Annotated in this window: 20 protein-coding genes; 16 read left to right on the top strand and 4 right to left on the bottom strand. The window is 70.0% G+C overall.

Going from position 1 to position 18415, the window contains the following annotated elements; all coding sequences use genetic code 11:
• Positions 1–355 precede the first annotated feature (355 nt).
• From ACU436_RS39065 to ACU436_RS39010, 12 genes are read left to right on the top strand one after another with little or no spacing between them, the layout of a single operon-like run.
• Positions 356–802, top strand: coding sequence for a CBS domain-containing protein (locus ACU436_RS39065; RefSeq protein WP_459032174.1), 447 nt, complete (start codon positions 356–358; stop codon positions 800–802).
• Positions 799–1281, top strand: coding sequence for a Na+/H+ antiporter subunit E (locus ACU436_RS39060; protein ID WP_459032173.1), 483 nt, complete (start codon positions 799–801; stop codon positions 1279–1281). The genes ACU436_RS39065 and ACU436_RS39060 overlap by 4 nt, the downstream gene beginning before the upstream one ends.
• Positions 1278–1565, top strand: coding sequence for a monovalent cation/H+ antiporter complex subunit F (locus ACU436_RS39055; protein ID WP_459032172.1), 288 nt, complete (start codon positions 1278–1280; stop codon positions 1563–1565). Before ACU436_RS39060 ends, ACU436_RS39055 begins: the two co-directional genes overlap by 4 nt.
• Positions 1562–1885 (top strand): monovalent cation/H(+) antiporter subunit G, encoded by a 324-nt coding sequence (gene mnhG, locus ACU436_RS39050; RefSeq protein ID WP_459032171.1) that lies wholly within the window; start codon positions 1562–1564, stop codon positions 1883–1885. The genes ACU436_RS39055 and mnhG overlap by 4 nt, the downstream gene beginning before the upstream one ends.
• Entirely contained in the window at positions 1882–2877 is a 996-nt protein-coding gene (locus ACU436_RS39045) for a DUF4040 domain-containing protein (protein WP_459032170.1), read from the top strand. The genes mnhG and ACU436_RS39045 overlap by 4 nt, the downstream gene beginning before the upstream one ends.
• Entirely contained in the window at positions 2874–3236 is a 363-nt protein-coding gene (locus tag ACU436_RS39040) for a cation:proton antiporter subunit C (RefSeq protein WP_459032169.1), read from the top strand. Before ACU436_RS39045 ends, ACU436_RS39040 begins: the two co-directional genes overlap by 4 nt.
• The gene (locus ACU436_RS39035; protein ID WP_459032168.1) at positions 3233–4705 is read left to right on the top strand and encodes a monovalent cation/H+ antiporter subunit D family protein; all 1473 of its coding nucleotides are present in this window, start codon (positions 3233–3235) and stop codon (positions 4703–4705) included. The genes ACU436_RS39040 and ACU436_RS39035 overlap by 4 nt, the downstream gene beginning before the upstream one ends.
• Positions 4702–6159 carry a proton-conducting transporter transmembrane domain-containing protein gene (locus ACU436_RS39030; protein WP_459032167.1) on the top strand — a complete coding sequence of 486 codons (1458 nt, stop codon included), beginning with the start codon at positions 4702–4704 and terminating at the stop codon, positions 6157–6159. Before ACU436_RS39035 ends, ACU436_RS39030 begins: the two co-directional genes overlap by 4 nt.
• Positions 6156–6425, top strand: coding sequence for a hypothetical protein (locus ACU436_RS39025; protein ID WP_459032165.1), 270 nt, complete (start codon positions 6156–6158; stop codon positions 6423–6425). Before ACU436_RS39030 ends, ACU436_RS39025 begins: the two co-directional genes overlap by 4 nt.
• Positions 6415–8100, top strand: a complete 1686-nt coding sequence (locus tag ACU436_RS39020) for a Na(+)/H(+) antiporter subunit D (protein ID WP_459032164.1) — start codon at positions 6415–6417, stop codon at positions 8098–8100. Before ACU436_RS39025 ends, ACU436_RS39020 begins: the two co-directional genes overlap by 11 nt.
• A 46-nt stretch (positions 8101–8146) precedes the next feature.
• Complete coding sequence (locus ACU436_RS39015) at positions 8147–9373, top strand: cation:proton antiporter (RefSeq protein ID WP_459032163.1); 1227 nt, start codon at positions 8147–8149, stop codon at positions 9371–9373.
• Between the two features lie 54 nt (positions 9374–9427).
• On the top strand, positions 9428–9583 hold the full coding sequence (locus tag ACU436_RS39010) for a hypothetical protein (RefSeq protein WP_459032162.1): 156 nt from the start codon (positions 9428–9430) through the stop codon (positions 9581–9583).
• A gap of 249 nt (positions 9584–9832) precedes the next feature.
• On the opposite strand, the gene ACU436_RS39005 is transcribed toward ACU436_RS39010, so the two are convergent.
• From ACU436_RS39005 to ACU436_RS38995, 3 genes are read right to left on the bottom strand one after another with little or no spacing between them, the layout of a single operon-like run.
• Positions 9833–11398 (bottom strand): ABC transporter permease, encoded by a 1566-nt coding sequence (locus ACU436_RS39005; RefSeq protein WP_459032161.1) that lies wholly within the window; start codon positions 11396–11398, stop codon positions 9833–9835.
• Positions 11399–11442: 44 nt separating this feature from the next.
• Entirely contained in the window at positions 11443–12378 is a 936-nt protein-coding gene (locus tag ACU436_RS39000) for an ABC transporter ATP-binding protein (protein WP_459032160.1), read from the bottom strand.
• Positions 12368–13039: a TetR/AcrR family transcriptional regulator gene (locus ACU436_RS38995; protein WP_459032159.1), complete on the bottom strand. Its 672-nt coding sequence runs from the start codon at positions 13037–13039 to the stop codon at positions 12368–12370. Before ACU436_RS38995 ends, ACU436_RS39000 begins: the two co-directional genes overlap by 11 nt.
• Before the next feature lie 100 nt (positions 13040–13139).
• Between ACU436_RS38995 and ACU436_RS38990 the strand changes: the two genes are divergently transcribed.
• From ACU436_RS38990 to ACU436_RS38975, 4 genes are all read left to right on the top strand, one after another.
• Complete coding sequence (locus ACU436_RS38990) at positions 13140–14657, top strand: FAD-dependent monooxygenase (protein WP_459032158.1); 1518 nt, start codon at positions 13140–13142, stop codon at positions 14655–14657.
• The gene (locus tag ACU436_RS38985; RefSeq protein WP_459032157.1) at positions 14654–15259 is read left to right on the top strand and encodes a TetR/AcrR family transcriptional regulator; all 606 of its coding nucleotides are present in this window, start codon (positions 14654–14656) and stop codon (positions 15257–15259) included. Before ACU436_RS38990 ends, ACU436_RS38985 begins: the two co-directional genes overlap by 4 nt.
• Before the next feature lie 571 nt (positions 15260–15830).
• Positions 15831–17465 carry a RecQ family ATP-dependent DNA helicase gene (locus ACU436_RS38980; RefSeq protein ID WP_459032156.1) on the top strand — a complete coding sequence of 545 codons (1635 nt, stop codon included), beginning with the start codon at positions 15831–15833 and terminating at the stop codon, positions 17463–17465.
• 97 nt (positions 17466–17562) lie between these two features.
• Entirely contained in the window at positions 17563–18093 is a 531-nt protein-coding gene (locus ACU436_RS38975) for a hypothetical protein (RefSeq protein WP_459032155.1), read from the top strand.
• Between the two features lie 109 nt (positions 18094–18202).
• Here the strand turns inward: ACU436_RS38975 and ACU436_RS38970 are convergent.
• Positions 18203–18415: Fe-Mn family superoxide dismutase (locus ACU436_RS38970; protein ID WP_459032154.1), on the bottom strand; the 213-nt coding region annotated here is incomplete at its 5' end.

Raw genomic sequence — 18415 nt, 5'->3', positions numbered from 1 at the left:
CAGCCAGGTCGTGCTCGATGCCGGCAAGGAACTCGCGCTCCCACGGCGGCAGCGCGTCGTGATCATCGGGCCGGGGTGGTGCGATGTGGTCATCGCCGGGGCCTTTCGCACGTGCGTCGACTGGTGCCGACCAGTCTTCCCGGCGCGCCCTGACCTGATCGTACGGTCCAATCCGCCCGCCGACCACCCGTGGCCACATCTCGATCGGGTTCGCCGCCTCCCGCACCGGTGGGTCGCGCCGCGAGTCGTGTCCAGCACGCGCACCACTGCCGTCTACAGTGATACGCGGTGTGCCGGGAAGCCTGGTCGGCTCCCGAGGTCGAGCGGCCTCGGGGTGGTGTGACGGAGGTGTCCCGTGCGCGCGCGAGATCTCGTCGGTCAGGTCCCGATCGTGGAGATGGACCTGCCTGTCCTCGACGCGGCCCGGATCCTGGCCGACCAGTGCCTGCCGGGCCTGATCGTGGTCGATGACGCCGGGTGTCCGGTGGCGGTGTTGCCCGGTGTCGAGGTATTGCGGCTCGTCGTTCCCGCGTATGTCGAGGACAGCGCGGTCATCGCTCAGGTGATCGACGAAGCCCATGCGGACGTGTTTCCGGAAGAAGTCAGCTACCGCACGGTAGGGCAGTGCCTCCCTTATCGAGGGCTTGAGCCGTCGGTTGTCAGCGCGGACGCAACCGTTGTAGAGATCGCCGCCTTGATGGTCGGCTCGTACTGCCCGCTGGTGGCCGTTGTCGATCAATCGGTGAACCTGCTCGGGGTCGTCACGCTCGAGTCCCTGCTGAAACGGATGTTCGCGACGTGACGCCGGCCGCGTCAGGGATGCGTATCGCGTTCCCGCTGGTGGCCTTCTGGTTGCTGCTTTCCGGTCATTACACGGTGTTGCTGCTGGTGTTCGGTGCGTTGTCCGTCCTCGTCGTGGTCGTGCTCGTCGGGCGGATGGACCGCGCTGACGGCACCCGCGTTCGCGTACGGATGTCGCCGCGTGCACCGCGGTATGCCGGGTGGCTGGCCGGGCAGGTCGTGATGTCGTCGCTCGCTGTCCTGCGTCAGGTGTGGTCACCTCGCCTGGCTCCGCGCCCGGTCGTCGGTGTGACGCCCGTGGATGATCTCTCCGAGGTCGGAACGGTCGTCTACGCGAACTCGATCACGCTCACGCCCGGGACGCTCTCGCTCCAGATCGATGACGCGGGTATCGAGGTGCACGCCCTCAGGCGGTCGGACCTCGACGGGCTGCAGGCCGGCGTGATGCTCGATCGTGTGCGGCAGCTGGAGGGGCGATGACGCTGCTCTTCGCCGCCATGATCGGCGTCCTCACGACCATGGTCCTCGCGCTCGCCCGGGCGTTCCTCGGGCCTACCCTCTACGACCGCATTCTTGCGATCAACATGTTCGGGACGAAGACCGTCATCTTCGTGGCCCTGATCGGTTTCCTGATGGGGCGTCCCCAGTTCCTCGACATCGCCCTCTTCTATGCGCTGGTCAACTTCGTGGGCACCATCGCCGTGCTGAAACTGAGCCACTACCGGGCCCTGGACGCGGTGCAGAGCGAGGAGGATGTTCGGTGACCGCATCCGGGGTCGTGGACCTGACGAGCGGTGTGCTGGTTGTGGTCGGCACGGTGGTCGCGCTGTCCAGTGGGGTCGGTCTGCTGCGGTTGCCGGACTTCTTCACCCGAGCGCATGCCGTGGGCCTCACCGACACGGCCGGTGTGGCGCTGATCTGCCTCGGGTTGCTCGTGCGGGCGCCCGACTGGGGCGTCGGGGTGCGGCTGTTGCTGATCCTGCTCTTCCTGGTGCTGACGAGTCCCACGGCCACGCACGCGCTGGCGCAGGCGGCGCGCAGGGACGGGGTTCATGTCTGGAGAGCGGGTGACCCGCGGCGGTGACCCCCGAGTTCGAGTTGATCAACCTTGTGCTGTTCGCCATCCTCGTCGCGACAGCCGTCTCGATCACCCGGCTGCGCGGCCTCTACGGCGCCGTGATGCTGGCGGCCCTGTTCAGCCTGGTGATCGCCTGCCTGTTCGTGTTGCTCGACGCGGTCGACGTCGCGTTCACCGAGGCGGCGGTCGGCGCCGGGGTCAGCACGGTGCTGATGCTCACGGTCCTCGCCCTGACCCGTTCCCGCGAGGCCGTCACCCCCAGGAGGCGCCTCTGGCCGGCCGGAATCGGGTCCGTCCTCGCGGGCGGCATGCTGATCTACGCCACCCAGGACCTGCCGGCGTTCGGCCGCAGCGACACGCCCGTGCAGAGCCATCCGATCACCGAGACGTACCTGCAGGCCTCACAGGACGACATCGGGGTACCGAACACCGTGACCTCGGTGCTGGCGAGCTACCGCGGCTACGACACGCTGGGCGAGCTCGCCGTCATCTTCACCGCCGGCACGGCCGTCCTGCTGATCCTCTCGCACGTGCCACGGCACGACCCCGGGTTCGAGCGCGAGAAGCTGCTCCTCGCCGACTACCGGGTCCTGCGCATCGTCAGCAAGATCCTGTTTCCGTTCGTCTTCCTCTTCGCGCTCTACGTCCAGTTCCACGGCGACTACGGGCCCGGCGGCGGCTTCCAGGCCGGGGTCATCTTCGCCTCCGCGTTCGTGCTCTACGGGCTCGTCTTCGGGATCGACAACGCACGCAGGGTGATGCCGCGCCGGCTCCTGCAGGTGCTGATCTCCTCCGGCCTGCTCCTCTACGCGGGTGTCGGTGTGGCGAACATGCTGCTCGGTGGCGCGTTCCTGGACTACGGCACGCTGAACCCGGGCCATCCCGAGGAAGGGCAGCACCTGGGGATCCTGCTCGTCGAGCTCGGCGTCGGCATCACCGTCGCCGGGGTCATGACAGCGATCTTCTTCACCTTCGCCGACCGGGAGGTGGCCAGATGATCGGGACGCACTACATCTACTGGCTGGTCATCGTCCTGATGATGTGCGGGCTGTACACCGTGCTGTGCCACGGCCACCTGGTGAAGAAGCTGATCGGGCTCAACGTCTTCCAGGCGTCGGTGTTCCTGCTCTACATCAGCCTCGGCAAGGTCGCGGGCGGAACGGCGCCGATCGTCGACCAGGGGTTGGAGACGTACTCGCATCCGCTCCCCTCCGTGTTGATCCTCACGGCCATCGTCGTCGGGGTGGCGACGACCGCGCTCGGACTGGCCCTCGCCGTCCGGATCTTCCGCGAGTACGGGACCCTCGAAGAGGACGAGGCGAAGGCCGCCGAGAGGGCTGAGCACGCCGTCTCATGAGCCAACTACCGATCCTGCAGGTCCTGGTGCCGCTGCTGTGCGCGCCGCTGTGCGCTCTGCTGCGGCAGCGTCGAGTGGCGTGGCTGCTGTTCCTGGCGGCCGCTGCCGCGGCGTTCAGCTGTGCGGTGCTGCTGACGTGGCGGGTCTCCCGGGGCGAGGTGCCGCGGTACGCGCTGGGCGGTTGGCCGGCGCCTGCCGGGATCGAGTACGTGATCGATCCGGTGAACGCGCCGGTGCTGGTGCTGGTCTCGGCCGTCGCGCTCATCGTCGCGATCTACGCGAGGGCGAGCGTCGAGCGGGAGATCGAGTCCGGCCGGATCCCGCTGTTCTACGCCTGCATGTGCCTCTGCCTGGCCGGGATGCTCGGTGTCACCGCGACCGGTGACGCCTTCAACGCCTTCGTGTTCCTCGAGATCACGTCCCTGTCGTCGTACGCCTTGATCGCGATGGGCAAGCGGCGGCGCGCCCTGTTGGCGGCATTCCGGTACCTGATCATCGGCACGATCGGAGCGACGTTCCTGCTGATCGGCATCGGCCTCGCCTACGCCGTCACCGGCACGCTCAACATGGCCGATCTGGCGCAGCGCCTACCGGACGCCTACGGAAACCGGGCGCTGACCGCCGCCGTCGCGTTCGTCGTCGTCGGGCTGGCCGTCAAGATGGCGGTCTTCCCGCTGCACTCCTGGCTTCCGGGCGCCTACGGGGAGGCGCCGTCCGTCGTGAGCACCCTCCTCGCGGGCGTCAGCACCAAGGTCGCGATGTACGCGTTCCTGCGGTTCACCTTCACGGTGTTCGGCGGGGCGCTCGTGTTCGGGATGCTTCCGGTCGGTGTCATCGGGCTCGTGGTGGCCTGTGCGGCGATGCTGGTCGCCTCCGCGGTGGCGTGCTTCCAGCGGGATCTCAAGTACCTGCTGGGCTGGTCGAGCGTCGCTCAGGTCGGGTACATCGTCGCCGGGTTCAGCCTCGCCACGTCCGATGGCGTATCGGCCGGCTACCTACATATGATCAATCACGGGGTGACGAAGGCCGCGTTGTTCGCCGCGGCCGGTGTGGTCCTGATGCGCCGCGGTTCGGTCGACCTCGATGCGCTGGCCGGGCTGGGCCGACGGATGCCCTGGACGTTCACCGCGATCGTGCTGGCCGGCCTCGGCCTGGTCGGCCTGCCACCGACGGCGGGCTTCGCCAGCAAATGGGTGCTGGTGCAGGCCCTCGTGGAGCAGGGCCAGTGGTTCGTCCTCGCCGCGGTGCTGGTCAGCTCCCTGCTGGCGGTGGTCTACGTCGGCCGGATCGTCGAGATCGCCTGGTTCCGCGAACCCGTCGAGGCCCCGCAGCTGGACAGAGCGGCGCCATCGATGATCGCCATGACCTGGCTGCTCACCCTGATGTCGCTGTACTTCGGCGCGAGCCCGGTCCTTCCGGCTGCATTCGCCGACGGAGCGGCCGCTGCGTTGCTGGGTGGGGCGCCGTGACGACCTGGCAGCCCCTCGCGCTTCCGCTGGCGGTGGCATTGCCGCTACTCGGCGGCATCGGTGTCCTGGTGGCGCGGCACCGTCCGAACCTGCGGGAGACGGCGTCACTGGCGGCTGGCATCGCCTCGGCGGTGACCGTCGTGAGCTTGTGGCCGGTGGCGAATGCCGGGCTGCGGGTCGAGCTGTGGTCCTGGTTGCCCGGCCTGACGCTCGCCTTCGCGCTCGAGCCGGTCGGCCTGCTGTTCGCGAGCGTCGCCGCAGTCCTCTGGCCGGTCACCACGGTGTTCGCGGTCGGCTACCTGCGGGGCAACAGCGTGGCGCGCCAGACGAGTTTCTTCGTCTACTTCGCGGTGTCCATCGCGGCGGCGCTGTGGGTCGCCTTCTCCGCGAACCTCGTCACGCTGTTCATCGGCTACGAGATCCTGACGCTGGCGACCGTGCCGCTCGTCATGCACGACCGCACCCCCGAAGCGAGGCGGGGCGGCCGCGTCTACCTGGGTCTGCTGCTCGCGACGTCGATCTGTCTGCTGCTGCCCGCCATCGTGTGGACCTGGCTGCTTGCGGGCAGCACCGAGTTCGTCGCGGGTGGCCTGCTCGCCGGCGCTGCGGGCAACGGTGTGCTCGGGGTCCTCTTCGCGCTGTTCATGTTCGGCATCGGCAAGGCCGCGCTGATGCCGTTCCACCGCTGGTTGCCGTCGGCGATGGTCGCGCCCACCCCGGTGTCGGCGTTGCTGCATGCCGTGGCCGTCGTGAAGGCCGGAGTGTTCACCGCGCTCAAGGTCTCGATCTACACGTTCGGGCTGGACACCCTCGACGTCAGCGGCGCGAGCGAACCGATGATGTGGGTCGCCGCCGTCACGCTGCTGCTCGCCTCGCTCGTCGCGGCCACGAAGGACAACCTCAAGGCACGGCTGGCCTACTCGACGATCAGCCAACTCGCCTACATCGTTCTCGCCGCAACGCTCGCCAACCGGGTCGCCGCGGCCGGCGGAGCGCTGCACCTCGCCACCCACGCCGCCGGCAAGATCACCCTGTTCTTCTGCGCGGGCGCGATCTACACCGCGACGCACAAGACCCGGGTGAGCGAGCTCGACGGGCTCGGTCGAACCATGCCCTGGACCTTCGGCGCGTTCCTCGTCGCCTCGATGTCGGTCATCGGCCTGCCGCCGCTGGGCGGCACCTGGAGCAAGTTCCTCCTGCTGCAAGGCACGGCCGATGCCGGAGAGCCCGTGATGACGGCGGTGCTGCTGGTCGGATCGCTCCTGTCGTTCGCGTACCTGATCCCGATCGCCGTCCGCGCGTTCCTCCGTCCGCCACCGCTGGGCCCGGTCCACGCCGAGGAGCCCCCGGCCCTGGTCGTGCCGCCGGTACTCACCGCCGCTGCCTGTGCCGCGCTCTTCCTCGTCCCCGACATGATCATCGGTCCCGTCAGCCGTGCATTGGAGCTGCCATGAACGGCGATCGTCGCTGGCTGGACGAACCCCGCAACGTCACGCGGATCGTCGTCGCCCTCTCCGTGGTGTGTGGGCTGCTGCTGCTCGCCGACCTGCTGTACGTCAAGAGCCCGCACTTCTCGTTCGAGAGCTGGTTCGGTTTCTACCCGGTGTTCGGCTTCGTGGTCAGCTTCTCCCTGGTCCTGGCCGCGAAACAGCTGCGAAAGGTGCTGTGCCGCCCCGAGGACTACTACGAGCCACGGGAGCGAGCGCCGGATGGTGACTAGTCCCGCGCTGCTGCTGCTCCTCGGCGCAATACCGGTACGGCTGTTGCGCGGCCACCTCCGAAGCGCCTGGATGCTGGCCCTTCCCATCGCGGCCCTCGTTCTCCTGTGGTCGGCGCCGGACGGCGTCGCGGGCAGCTTCGAGTTGCTCGGTCTGACGCTGGAGCCCGTCCGCGTCGACTCCCTCGCCCGCGTCTTCGCGACCGCCTTCTGCATCGCGGCGCTGCTGGGCGTGATCTACGGGCTGCATCTGCGGGACCCGGCGCAGCAGACCGCGATCCTCGTCTATGCCGGCTCCGCCGTCGGCGGGTCGCTCGCCGGGGACCTGGTGACGCTGTTCGTGTTCTGGGAGCTCACCGGCCTGTCGTCGGTGTTCCTGATCTGGGCCAGGCGCACCGAACGCGGCAACCGGGCCGGGATCCGATACCTCACGGCGCAGGTCGTCTCGGGCCTGCTGATGCTCGCCGGGATCGCGCTGCAGATCCAGAGCGGCGCGGGCATCAGGTTCGACTACCTCGGCGCCACCGGCCCGGGCGGCATGCTCATCCTGATCGCCATCGGGATCAAGTGCGCGTTCCCGGTCCTGCACGCGTGGCTCCAGGACACCTACCCGGAGGCGACCGCGGTCGGCACCGTCGTGCTGTCCGGGTTCACCACGAAGCTCGCGGTCTACGCACTCGCCCGCGGCTACCCGGGCACGGAGATCCTCGTGTGGGTCGGGGTCGTCATGGCCTGTTTCCCGATCTTCTACGCGGTGATCGAGAACGATCTGCGCCGGGTCCTCTCCTACAGCATGATCAACCAGCTCGGGTTCATGGTGGTGGGGGTCGGTATCGGTGGTGCGCTCGGCATCAACGGAGCCGCGGCGCACGCGTTCGCGGACATCTTCTTCAAGGGTCTGCTCTTCATGAGCATGGGCGCCGTGCTGACCCGGGTGGGCACGGTCAAGGCCACGGAGCTCGGGGGGCTCTACAAGTCGATGCCGCAGACCACCGCGCTCTGCATGGTCGGCGCTGCGTCGATCTCCGCTTTCCCGCTGTTCTCCGGCTTCGTGACGAAGTCGCTGATCCTCGAGGCCGTCGCGGACGAGCACCGCACCGTGGTCTGGCTGCTGTTGCTGTTCGCCTCGGCGGGCGTGTTCCACCACGCCGGCATCAAGATCCCGTTCTTCGCGTTCTTCGCCCACGACGCCGGACATCGGGTTCGCGAGGCACCGCTGAACATGCGGATCGCGATGGTTCTCGCGGCCGCGATATCGATCACGATCGGTGTCGCACCAGGGCTGATGTACGGGTTGCTGCCCTTCCCGGTCGACTACGTGCCCTACACGGCGTCGCACGTCATCAACCAGGTCCAGCTCCTCACGCTGGCGGCGATGGCGTTCACGGTCCTGATGCGCACCGGTCTCTACCCACCCGAGCTGCGGTCGGTGAACCTCGACGCGGACGTGGTCTACCGCCGCCTGCTTCCGGTGGTCTGGGTGCGGGGACAGCAGGGGATGACGCAGCTGCGCGATCGGTTGCGGCCACATGTCGAGGCGAGCTGGGAAGTCGTGGCAACGCGTGTCACGCGACCGTTGCGGGCAGATGGTGGGCTGGGCTCGCCCTGGTCGACCAGCGGGATGGTCCGATGGGTGGTGCTACTGCTCGGAATCCTGCTGCTGATCTCGTTCCTGTGACCAGGGCGGCACGCGGCAGACCGGCCCGTTTCGACGAGGAGCAGCTGTGGTTCTGGTTCTGACGTTCGGCGTGGTCCTCTTCGTGACGATCGCGCTGTCCGGCCTGGCGGCGCGATCGGTGTTGTCCACGGCGCTGGTGTTCCTCCTGGCGGGGGCGCTCGTCGGCCCGGGGGCGCTCGGGCTGATCGAGGTGACCCCGCAAGGCGGTGCCGTCAGCGCTCTGGCCGATCTCGCCCTGTTCACGGTCCTGTTCGTCGACGGCGGGCGGCTGCCGATGCGCCAGCTGCGCACCGGTTGGCGATTGTCCGGGCGCGCGCTCGGCCTGGGCATGCCGCTCACGCTGGTGCTCATCGCGGTCGGGGCGCATTTCCTGGTGGGCCTGGACTGGACCACCTCCTTGCTGGTCGGGGCGATCCTGGCGCCGACCGACCCGGTGTTCGCCTCCGCGATCGTGAGCCGGAGCGAGGTGCCGCTGCGGCTGCGCAAGCTGCTGAACATCGAATCCGGGGTCAACGACGGGTTGGCGCTGCCGTTCGTCCTGGTCTTCCTCGCGCTCGCCACGGACGCCCCGGCGCATCTGGGCGACATCGCGATCGAGCTTCTGCTCGGGTTGGTGTTCGGCATCGGGCTGCCGCTCGTGGCCACCGCGCTACTGCGGTTGCCGGTGCTGGGCGTGGAAGCCAAGCTGCAGCCCCTGGGCCCGCTCGCGCTGGCGATCATGCTGTACGGCCTGTGCCACCTCACCCACGCGAACGCCTACCTCGCCGCGTTCTCCGCCGGGATCACCCTGGCCACGGTCGCTCCCCGCGCCACCCATTCGTTCGAACAGTTCGGTGAGCTGGTGTCCGAGCTGACCAAGTTCGCGGCCGTACTGGTGTTCGGTGCGTTGCTCACGCCGATGTTCCTCCTCGACCTGACCCTCGGCGAATGGGCGGTGGCGCTGTTGGCGCTGCTGGTCGTCCGTCCCGCGTCGGTGCTCGTGTCGCTCTGGCGAACCGACCTGCCCAGGCGCGAGCGCTACGCCGCCGCATGGTTCGGCCCCAAAGGCTTCGCATCGGTCGTCTACGGGCTGCTCGTCGTCCAGTCCGGAATCCCGGAAGCCGGCACGGTCTTCGAACTCGTCGCACTGACGATCGCGGTATCCATGGTGGTGCACAGCATGTCGGACGTTCCGGTGGCCAAGGCCTTCGACGTCGAGGAGCTCGCCGGCCTGCCCACCGACTCGACGGCGGCGCGGGGCGACGGCGATCGGGACAACGACCGGCCAGGATGAGAGGGCTGGAATGAGCCACGGCAGCGGCATGAGGACCGCGTCAAGGCCTGTGACATGCGGTTCACGGTTATTCTCACCCTGCTGGGAGGCGCGGCCGGGGTGGTCGGCGTCCCGAGGAGGTTCGTGATGGCCGACATCGGTAATGCCCTGTTGCTGATCGGCGGGTTCGTGGTGCTTCTGCTGGTGTTGCGGGGAATGCAGCGGTGGTGATCGTCCCGACGTGATCGGCGTCAGCTGGCATTGATCGTCTACTCGCACTGCTCGGGCGCGGTTACGCGGATCGGATGGCCGTGTCGTACGACGCGGGGCCCGCTTCACCCGGACACCGCGCCGTCCTGGCGAACTGTTCACGCAACCGCAACGGCACTTCGAGAACATCTCCTGACATCGGCACCACCCTTACCGTCAGCCATGCCACCGTGAAGACCCGCACGACACTGTCGGGTCAGAACTGTCGGGTCAGACCGTCGTGATGTCGCGACGCCTCAGCGTGACGGCGCCGATCGCCACGAGCGCCCCGGCGACAAGGGTGAGTAGCAGGTATGTGGCTGAGGTGGGTTGGTAGTAGGGGCTGACGTGGGCGAATGGTGAGGTTGCGCGGTACAGCGCCTCGGGTAGCCCTGCCTTCACCGCGAGCTCGCCTGCGATGCCGACGACCACGGTGAACCAGCCGACCGCCGGTGCCCACCGTGGGGTGAGCCCGAACGCGGCGACCGTGACGCCCACGACGACCCAGATTGCGGGCACCAGCGGGAGGGTGATCCCCAGCGCGTGGGATGGGTCGCCCCTGCCGGTGCCGAGCCCGAGTCCCAGGGATGCCTGCAGCAGCACCGGTGCGGCCAGCGCGACACTCAGGTGACCGGCGATCCACCGGTTCCTGCTCTGTGTGGTGCTGAGGATCGCCTCGGCCAGCCCGGACACCTCCTCGGTCCGTAGCCGCAGGACCGCGGTCACCGCGTGTGCGGTGGTGGCGAACACGAACACGAACACGGTGTAGACGAGGAATGCGTCGGCGGGGTCGTCGAGGCGCATCGCGGAGGCCCATGCGCGGACCCATTCGGTCTGCGCGTACTCGGTCATCGCTCGTGATCCGACGGAGCCGATGCCTGCGCCGATCCCGAACAGCCCGGCCGCCCAGGTCAGGAGGGTGGTGCGGTGCTGTCGCCAGGCCAGTCGCAGCGGATCGCGCAGCCCGGGGGTCGCGGTCGCCGGGCCGGGCCGGGGGGTGAGGAGTGCGGCGCCGAGGTCGCGGCGCGACGAGAGTGTGCCGGCGAGCCAGATGAGCGCCGCCGTGAGGGCGGTGACCGGCAGCAGGGTCGGCCAGCTGTTGCCGGCGAACGGGCGGAGGAACTCCAGCCATCCGTTCGGCGTGAGCCATGCCAGCCAGGCCAGCTCGTCACCACCGAGGTGCGCGATCCCGCGGACGTAGTGCAGCCCGGCGAAGGCTCCGAACGCGCCGGCGACGGCAACGACGGGCTGCTGTGTCAGCTGTGCGGTGACCGCGGCCAGTCCGGCCGCGACCCAGGCTGCGGCGCCGGCCACCAGGCCCAGCGCGATCGATCCGGCGATCGGTAGGCCGGCGCCGACCAGGCCTAGCGCTGCGATGGCGGCGATCACGAGCCCGGCGCCGAGCGTCACCACGAGCGGCGCGGTGAGCGAGGCGTGCCGGCCGACGACCGTGGAGCCGAGCAGTTCACGGCGGCCGGCTTGTTCCTCGCCGCGGGTATGGCGAACCATGATCAGTACCGCGCCCAGGGCGGCGGCGATCGTCGCGCCGCCGAATGCCTGCTGGGCGGTGAGTGCACCGACGCTGGTGTCGTAGGCGCGGCTCTGGAAGAACATGAACATCGGCACGGCGAGGATCTGGTCGTATCGATCCTGGCGGGCCTGCTCGGTGGGGTAGGTGGATTCGGTGGCCGCCATTGAGCCGATGACGATGCCCGCCACCACCAGCACCCAGACGCCGATGGGGACGCGGTCGTGGCGCAGGACCAGCCGGACGAGACCTGCCGTTCCCGCCAGCACGCTGGCCGGCCGTGGCGAATCGGTTGCACGGACGGCGGCGCCGCTCACCGAACCCCCAGCGGGCCGACGGTGGTAGTCCCCGGGGCGTTGTTGGCGTCGTCGGTGTAGTGGCGCAGGAAGAGCGCTTCGAGGGTGGGTGGCGACGCGGTCAGGCTGCGGGTGCCGATGGCGGCGAGCCGCGCCAGCACCGGGTCGAGCCGGTCGGTGTCGACCTCACATCGCACGCGGGTGCCGGTGACCTGCAGGTCGTGGACGCCGGGTAGCTCGGCCAGCCCGGTGGGCCCGGCGGCGAGCTCGGCCTGGACCGATGTTCGCGTCAGATGGCGTAGCTCGGCGAGTGATCCCGACTCCACCGTCCGGCCGCGGCGGACGATCGTGACCCGGTCGCAGAGCGCCTCGACCTCGGCGAGGACGTGGCTGGACAGCAGCACCGTGCGACCTGCGTCGGCCGCCTCGGTGATGCAGGCCTGGAAGACCGCCTCCATCAGCGGGTCGAGGCCGGAGGTGGGTTCGTCGAGGATCAGGAGGTCGACGTCGGCGGCCAGGGCGGCGACGAGGGCGACCTTCTGCCGGTTGCCTGTGGAGTAGGTGCGGGACTTCTTCGTCGGGTCGAGCTCGAACCTCTCGATCAGGTCGGCGCGGTGTTGCGGGTCGGCGCCACCGCGCATCCGGGTGAGCACGTCGATCACCTCGCCGCCGGTCAGGTTCGGCCAGAGCGTGACGTCGCCGGGGACGTACGCCAGCCGGCGGTGCAGCCTGGTCGGGTCGGCCCACGGGTCACCGCCCAGGAGCCGGACGGTTCCCGCGTCCGGGCGTACGAGGCCCAGCACGATGCGGATCGTCGTGGACTTGCCTGCCCCGTTCGGGCCGAGGAAGCCGTGCACCGTCCCGGTCGGCACGGCGAGATCCAGCCCGTCCAGGGCGCGGTGGCGCCCGAACGTCTTCACCAGGCCCCGGATGGCGATCGCGTCACGCGTCATCGCGGTCCTCCGCGCCCGCCACGGGCTCGTCGGGGGAGTCGAGAAAGCGCGCCATCGCCGCATACAGGTCGGCTATGCCCGCCCCGATGCGGTGCGCCTGCTGCCGGTCCAGCACGTCGGTGCCCATCCGCCGGGACAGGTGCTCGTGCAGTACGACGGTGCCCAGATGCATCGCCGCCATTACCGCAGCCGCGTCCCGTACGCGCTCCGACGGCTCCGGGCGCCGCTCGGGCCAGATCGCGGACAGCCAGGTCTCGGCCAACTCGGCGCCGGCGTCGAAGAGGGCCGCCGCCGCGGGTGAGCCGTCCACCAGCGCCCGGGCCAGATACCTCGTACTGCGCTCGCTGTCCGCGAACATCGTGGACGGGAACGCCGGCAGCTGCCCCGGCCGCTGCCCTGCCGGCAGCGCTGTTCCCGACATCGCGTTCTTCGCGTGCGCCAGCAGTGTCCCGATGGCGTGGTCGTCACATGCCTGCCGCAACCCCGCCTTCGAGCCGAAGTGGTGCTGCACCGATCCCGTGGACACCCCGGCGGCGTCGGCGACACCGCGGATCGTGGTACCGGCCGGCCCGTGCTCGGCGAACAAGAGCAGTGCGGCGTCGCGGATACGGGCCCGCGCGGTCAGATCCTCTGGTGGTCGATCGGTCGGTGACGTGTCCACGAGGAGACAATACAAACGTATCAGAAGCAGCACAACTGTAATGTTCCTCGAAGGGGTACTTTGTTAACGGTCCAGTACCGTTAAAGAAATCGAGGTCGTGATGCCCGAGGTTGACGTCCTGGTGGTGGGGGCAGGCCCTGCGGGTCTGAGCCTGGCGTGCGCGCTTCGGGCGCACGGCGTTTCGGTGCGCGTGCTGGACGGGGCGAGCGGGCCGGCGACGACGTCGCGGGCCAACATCCTGCACGCGCGGGGCGTGGAGGTCCTGGACCGGCTGGGCGCGCTGGGCGACCTGGCCGAGAACGCGGTCACCGCGCTGTCGATCACCGCGTACGTCGGGGGCAGGCCGGTCAGCAGGCTGCGCTTCGGCGACGTCGGCCTCGGGACGTCACGGCCGGCGCTGCTGGTCTCGCAGGCCGCGGTGGAAGATCGGCTGCGGAGCCGGCTCGCCGCCCTCGGTGTCGAGATCGAGTGGGCGGCGCGCGTGAGCGGGTTGCGTCCGGCGGCGGATGGCGTCACCGCGACGGTCGAGGGCCGGCAATCGGTGCAGGCGGGCTGGGTGGTCGGTTGCGACGGGGCGCACAGCACGGTGCGCCGCCTCACCGGCATCGGGTTTCCGGGCGCACCGGTCGCCGATCAGTTCCTGCTCGGCGACGTGCACATGAGCTGGGTGCCGGACCGCTCGGGCTCGCACGGCTGGATGCACCCCGACGGGCTGGTGGGTGCGATGCCGATGTACGAACAGGACCGCGACGACCTGTGGCGGCTGCTGGTCTACCTCCCGGGGGAGACCGAGGGGGAGCTCGACGACCAGGAGATCCTGGAGCGGTTGCGCAAGCTCGTCCCGCAACGCACCGGGCATCCTGAGGCGGTGATCCACGACGGCGCGTGGCTGTCGCTGTTCCGGATCCACCGCCGGCTCGTCGACTCCTACCGGTCGGGTCGGGTGCTGCTCGCCGGGGACGCCGCGCACGTCCACAGTCCGATCGGGGGGCAGGGCATGCTCACCGGCATCGGAGACGCGGAGAACCTCGGCTGGAAACTCGCCCTCGTCGTGCGGGGGATGGCGAGCGACGCCCTGCTCGACACCTACCAGGCCGAGCGCCGCCCGCTCGCCGCCGGTGTCGTGCGCAACACCAGCGCGAACACCCGATTCCAGACCGGTACCGGGCCGGTCGTGCGGCTGCTGCGCGAACGGGTCGCCACCCCGCTGCTCAGCCGTCCGGCCGTGCAGCGGTGGGCCACGGCGGTGGCCTCCCAGCTGTGGGTCAGCTATCGCCGCGGCCCGCTCGCCGGCGCGACCGCCCGGTTCGGGCGCAGGCCGCGCCAGGGTGACCGGGTGCCCGACCTGCCCTGCAACCGGCCCGACGGCAGCGGCACGCGCCTGCACGCCGAGCTGGGTGGCCGGTGGGCGCTCATCGGCGGGTCGGTCCCGGCTGCCGTGGTCGGGGCCGTGCGCGCCCGGGTCGGTGAGGTCGCCACGCTGACCTGCGTGCCGACGCGGGCGGGCGAGGTCTGGCTCGTCCGGCCCGACGCGCACCTCGCGTGGCGCGGAGCGGCCTTCGCGCCCGGCCTGCACCGTTGGCTCGACGGGGCGCTGAGCCGAGGGACGGTCCGTTGACCGAGGCACCGACCGGGCGGCCCCGCGGCCGTCCCCGCGACCCCGACGCGGATGCCGCCATCCTGGCCGCCGCGCTCGACCTGTTCATCGAGCGCGGCGTGGAGGGCACCAGCATCGAGCAGGTCGCGAAGCGCGCCGGGGTCGGCAAGCTGACGGTCTACCGCCGATGGAGCAACAAGGAGGAGCTCATCGCGGCGGCGATCGAGTCGGCCCGCGACGACCATCCCGACCCTCGGATGCCCGCGGACGGTTCGCTCGTCGAGCTCGTTCGGGCGGCCATCCCCGTGCTCGCCGAGAGGGTCGTCGATCCGCGATTCCGCGCCATGGTCGCCCGGGTGCTCGGCACGAGCAGCAGCCATCCAGCGATCATGGCCGCGTACTGGGAGCACTACGGCCGGCCGCGGCGTGCCGCGATCCGAGCGCTGCTCGACCGCGCGCGTTCGGACGGCTTGCTACCTGAACACGCCGACCTGGACGTCGTCATGGACATGATGGTCGGCGCTCTGATGTACCGGCTCGCCCAGCCCGGCACCCTGGATGCCACCGAGATGCGTCGCTATCTCCAGGCGCTCTTCGTGCAGGTGGGACTTCTCCGGCCGTGACGATTGCGATCGAGGAGCGGCCCGTCGAGCGCAGCCTGAAGGTCGTTCGCTCACGAACTGTTGCCGAGCGACCCCAGGACTCGGACCGCCGCCCGCACTCCTTTCTCCGCCCGTACCCGGGCCGGTAGCTGCCGCCGTCGTGGCCCGACCAGAACGCCCGCATCGGACAGCACAGCGAGCGCGCGGCCGGACATGGTCATCCCGGACGGGTAGGACAGCACCTCGAAGCTCCTGGTTGGACGGTTTGATCTCAGCAATCGCCCGTCTACCAGGGGGGAGTACCCGTAGCAGTCCGTCGGAATGTTCGGGTCGCCCGACGACGCGAGCTCGGGAGGCGTCGTTCGGAGGCGGTCTCGGCGCTCGACGTCGTCGATGACGACACCCAACACCGGATCGGCACGGCTCAGGTCCTCCTCCGGGTCGCTCGCCGTCCGGCGTGACGTGCATCCAACGTCACGCCCGTCCGACGACGACGCGCGGGGCAGCCAAAAGTATGTTTCTCAGTGTGACTGGATCTCAGGAATCGGCGGGCTCGCCAGGATCGGTGGGCTCGGCCGAACCGGTGGGGTCCGTGTCCGCGGTGTCACGCACGCTGCTCGGCTTCACCCTGCGCCCCTGCCAGGAGCAGGCCGTCCTCGCCGTCCTCGGCGGGAGGGACACGCTGGCCGTCTTGCCGACGGGGAGCGGCAAGAGTGCCATCTATCAGGTCGCGGGGATCGCGATCGGTGGTCTGACGCTCGTCGTCTCGCCGCTCATCGCGCTCCAGCGCGACCAGCTCCGGTCGCTCACCAGGCGTCGCCACGGCGGTCGGCCGGTGGGTGCAGCACTGCTGAACTCCACGCAGCACGCCCACGAGCGGCAGGACGCGCTGGACCGGATAGTGCGGGGCGACCTCGACTTCCTGTTCGTCGGTCCCGAGCAGCTGGCGAATCCGGAGACCTGGGATGCGATCCGCTCCGGAGCCCGCGCCGTGGGGTTGTTCGCCGTCGACGAGGCGCATCTCGTCAGCCAGTGGGGCCAGGAGTTCCGTCCCGAGTACCTGCGGCTGGTGGACGCCCTGGCCGAGCTCGGCAGGCCGCCCGTGCTCGCGCTGACCGCTACGGCTTCCCCGCCTGTCCAGGCCGACATCACACGCCGCCTGGGCATGCGGGACCCGGAGGTGGTGGTCGCCGACTTCGACCGCCCCAACATCTCGCTGACCATGCGGCACACCCGGTCGGACAAGCCGGAGGCGCAGGCGGTCGACGACGCTTGTGTCGACGTGCTGATGGGGCAGGAGACCCCTGCCCTCGTCTACGTGCTCACGCGTGCCAGGGCCGAGTCGCTCGCCGAACGACTCGGTCGTGACACCTTCCGGGCAGCCGCCTACCACGGTGGCATGCCCGCCCGCACGCGGTCCGAGGTGCAGGACGACTTCTTCTCCGGACGCCTCGACATCGTGGTGGCAACCAGCGCTTTCGGCCTGGGCATCGACAAGCCCGACATCCGTACCGTCGTGCACGCGGGCGTGCCCGCGAGCATCGACGACTACTACCAGGAGATCGGCCGGGCGGGCCGGAACGGAGACGCGGCCAGCGCAGTCCTGGTGCACGACCCGCGTACCATCCGCATCCCGCGCAGCCTCGCCGCCCGCACGCACCTGGACGGGGCGACGCTGCACCAGGTGGTCGACGCCATCGAGAACGCCGGCTGCCACATCACGTTCCCGGACCTGGTGCAGGCGGCCGGGGTCGCTGCGCGCTCCGTGGAGCGTGTGGTCAACGAGCTGGCCGAGCTGGGCTTCCTCGCCCTGAGCGGAACCGGCCGCAACAGGGTCGTCGAGCCGGCGCGCGGCCTCCCCCGCCCGGCGGACCTCACCGAGCAGCTGGTGGTGGAGGACAAGCGGCGCCAGGCAGTGCTGGCGAGCCGCCTGGACGCCGCCCGCACCTACGCGGAGACCACCCGCTGCCGGCGCGCGGAACTGCTCGCCTACTTCGGCGAGACCTACCCACCACCCTGCGGCAACTGCGACAACGACCACGCGCCGAAAGCCGCCCAGCAGCCGCACCCGACGACCATCGGGGGCACTGCGGTGCGTCACCGGCTCTGGGGCGAGGGACGGATGTTGAGCCGCGACGACCACGAGCTGCTGGTGTACTTCGCCAGCGTCGGCTACAAGCACCTCACCGCGTCGACACTGATGTCCGGAATCCTGGAGCACTGCTGAGGCTCCTGCCACGGTTACCCGCCTCAGCTCAGGCCGCGGGGCCGGGCTTCTATTGGAACAGTGTGGCACCTGCCACAGATTTGCAATACCATGCGTTATGGCGGAGCGGGATCCACGGCAGCGGGTCGGTGCCGGCGCGGTGGAGCGGGCGGCCGCTGCGCTGGAGGTGACCGGCCTGGTGGACGTCGAGCCGGCGAGCTCGGACCTGGTCCGCCATCTGCAGCTGGCGGCTGCAGTCGCCGGCGCGGGTGACGCGGCCGCGATGCGCGCGGCGAGCACGCTCGCGGCGCTCAGCCCGCACGACCCGGTGCCGCTGGTGGATGAGGTGGCGTTCCGGGCGAGCGGGCGCCCCGGTTCGGGCGTGCGGCCGACCAGCGCGTTGTGGGCGATCTGGAACCTGCGCCGCACCCGGGCTCGGGTGGGCGTGATGCTGCACGGGGAGGCGGCGCCGGAGTTGGCCGCCGCGTCGGCGATGCTCGACGCCGCCTACGCAGCGCTGTCCGCATATGTGCACGGCACGAAGGCCGATCCCGATGTGCGGGCGGACTGTCTGGACCGGGCCCGCGACGAGCACGCCTCGGCCGGGCGGATCCTGGACGGGCTTCCGGGGTCGCGGCCTGCAGCATGATCGGCCCCATCCCTCGGTCAGTCGCCGGGATTCGCGTGCAGCAGAACGGCCGAGGGCGCCCGCGACGTGCGGGCCGCCCTCGGGTCGGACGTGACGTGAGCCGGTGTGCTCAGGCGCGGGCCTTGGCGAAGCGGTCGGCCGCGTCCGCCCAGTTGACGACGTTCCACCAGGCCTTGACGTAGTCGGGCTTCACGTTCTTGTACTGCAGGTAGAAGGCGTGCTCCCACATGTCGAGCATGACGAGGGGGACCTGGCCGGCGGGGAGGTTGGCCTGCTGGTCGTAGAGCTGGTGGACCAGCAGGCGCTGACCCAGCTGGTCCCA

The sequence above is a fragment of the Pseudonocardia wallangbongensis genome (genome assembly GCF_054486945.1).
Note: the sequence above shows the minus strand (reverse complement) of the source record. Positions and strands in the feature narration are given on the sequence as shown.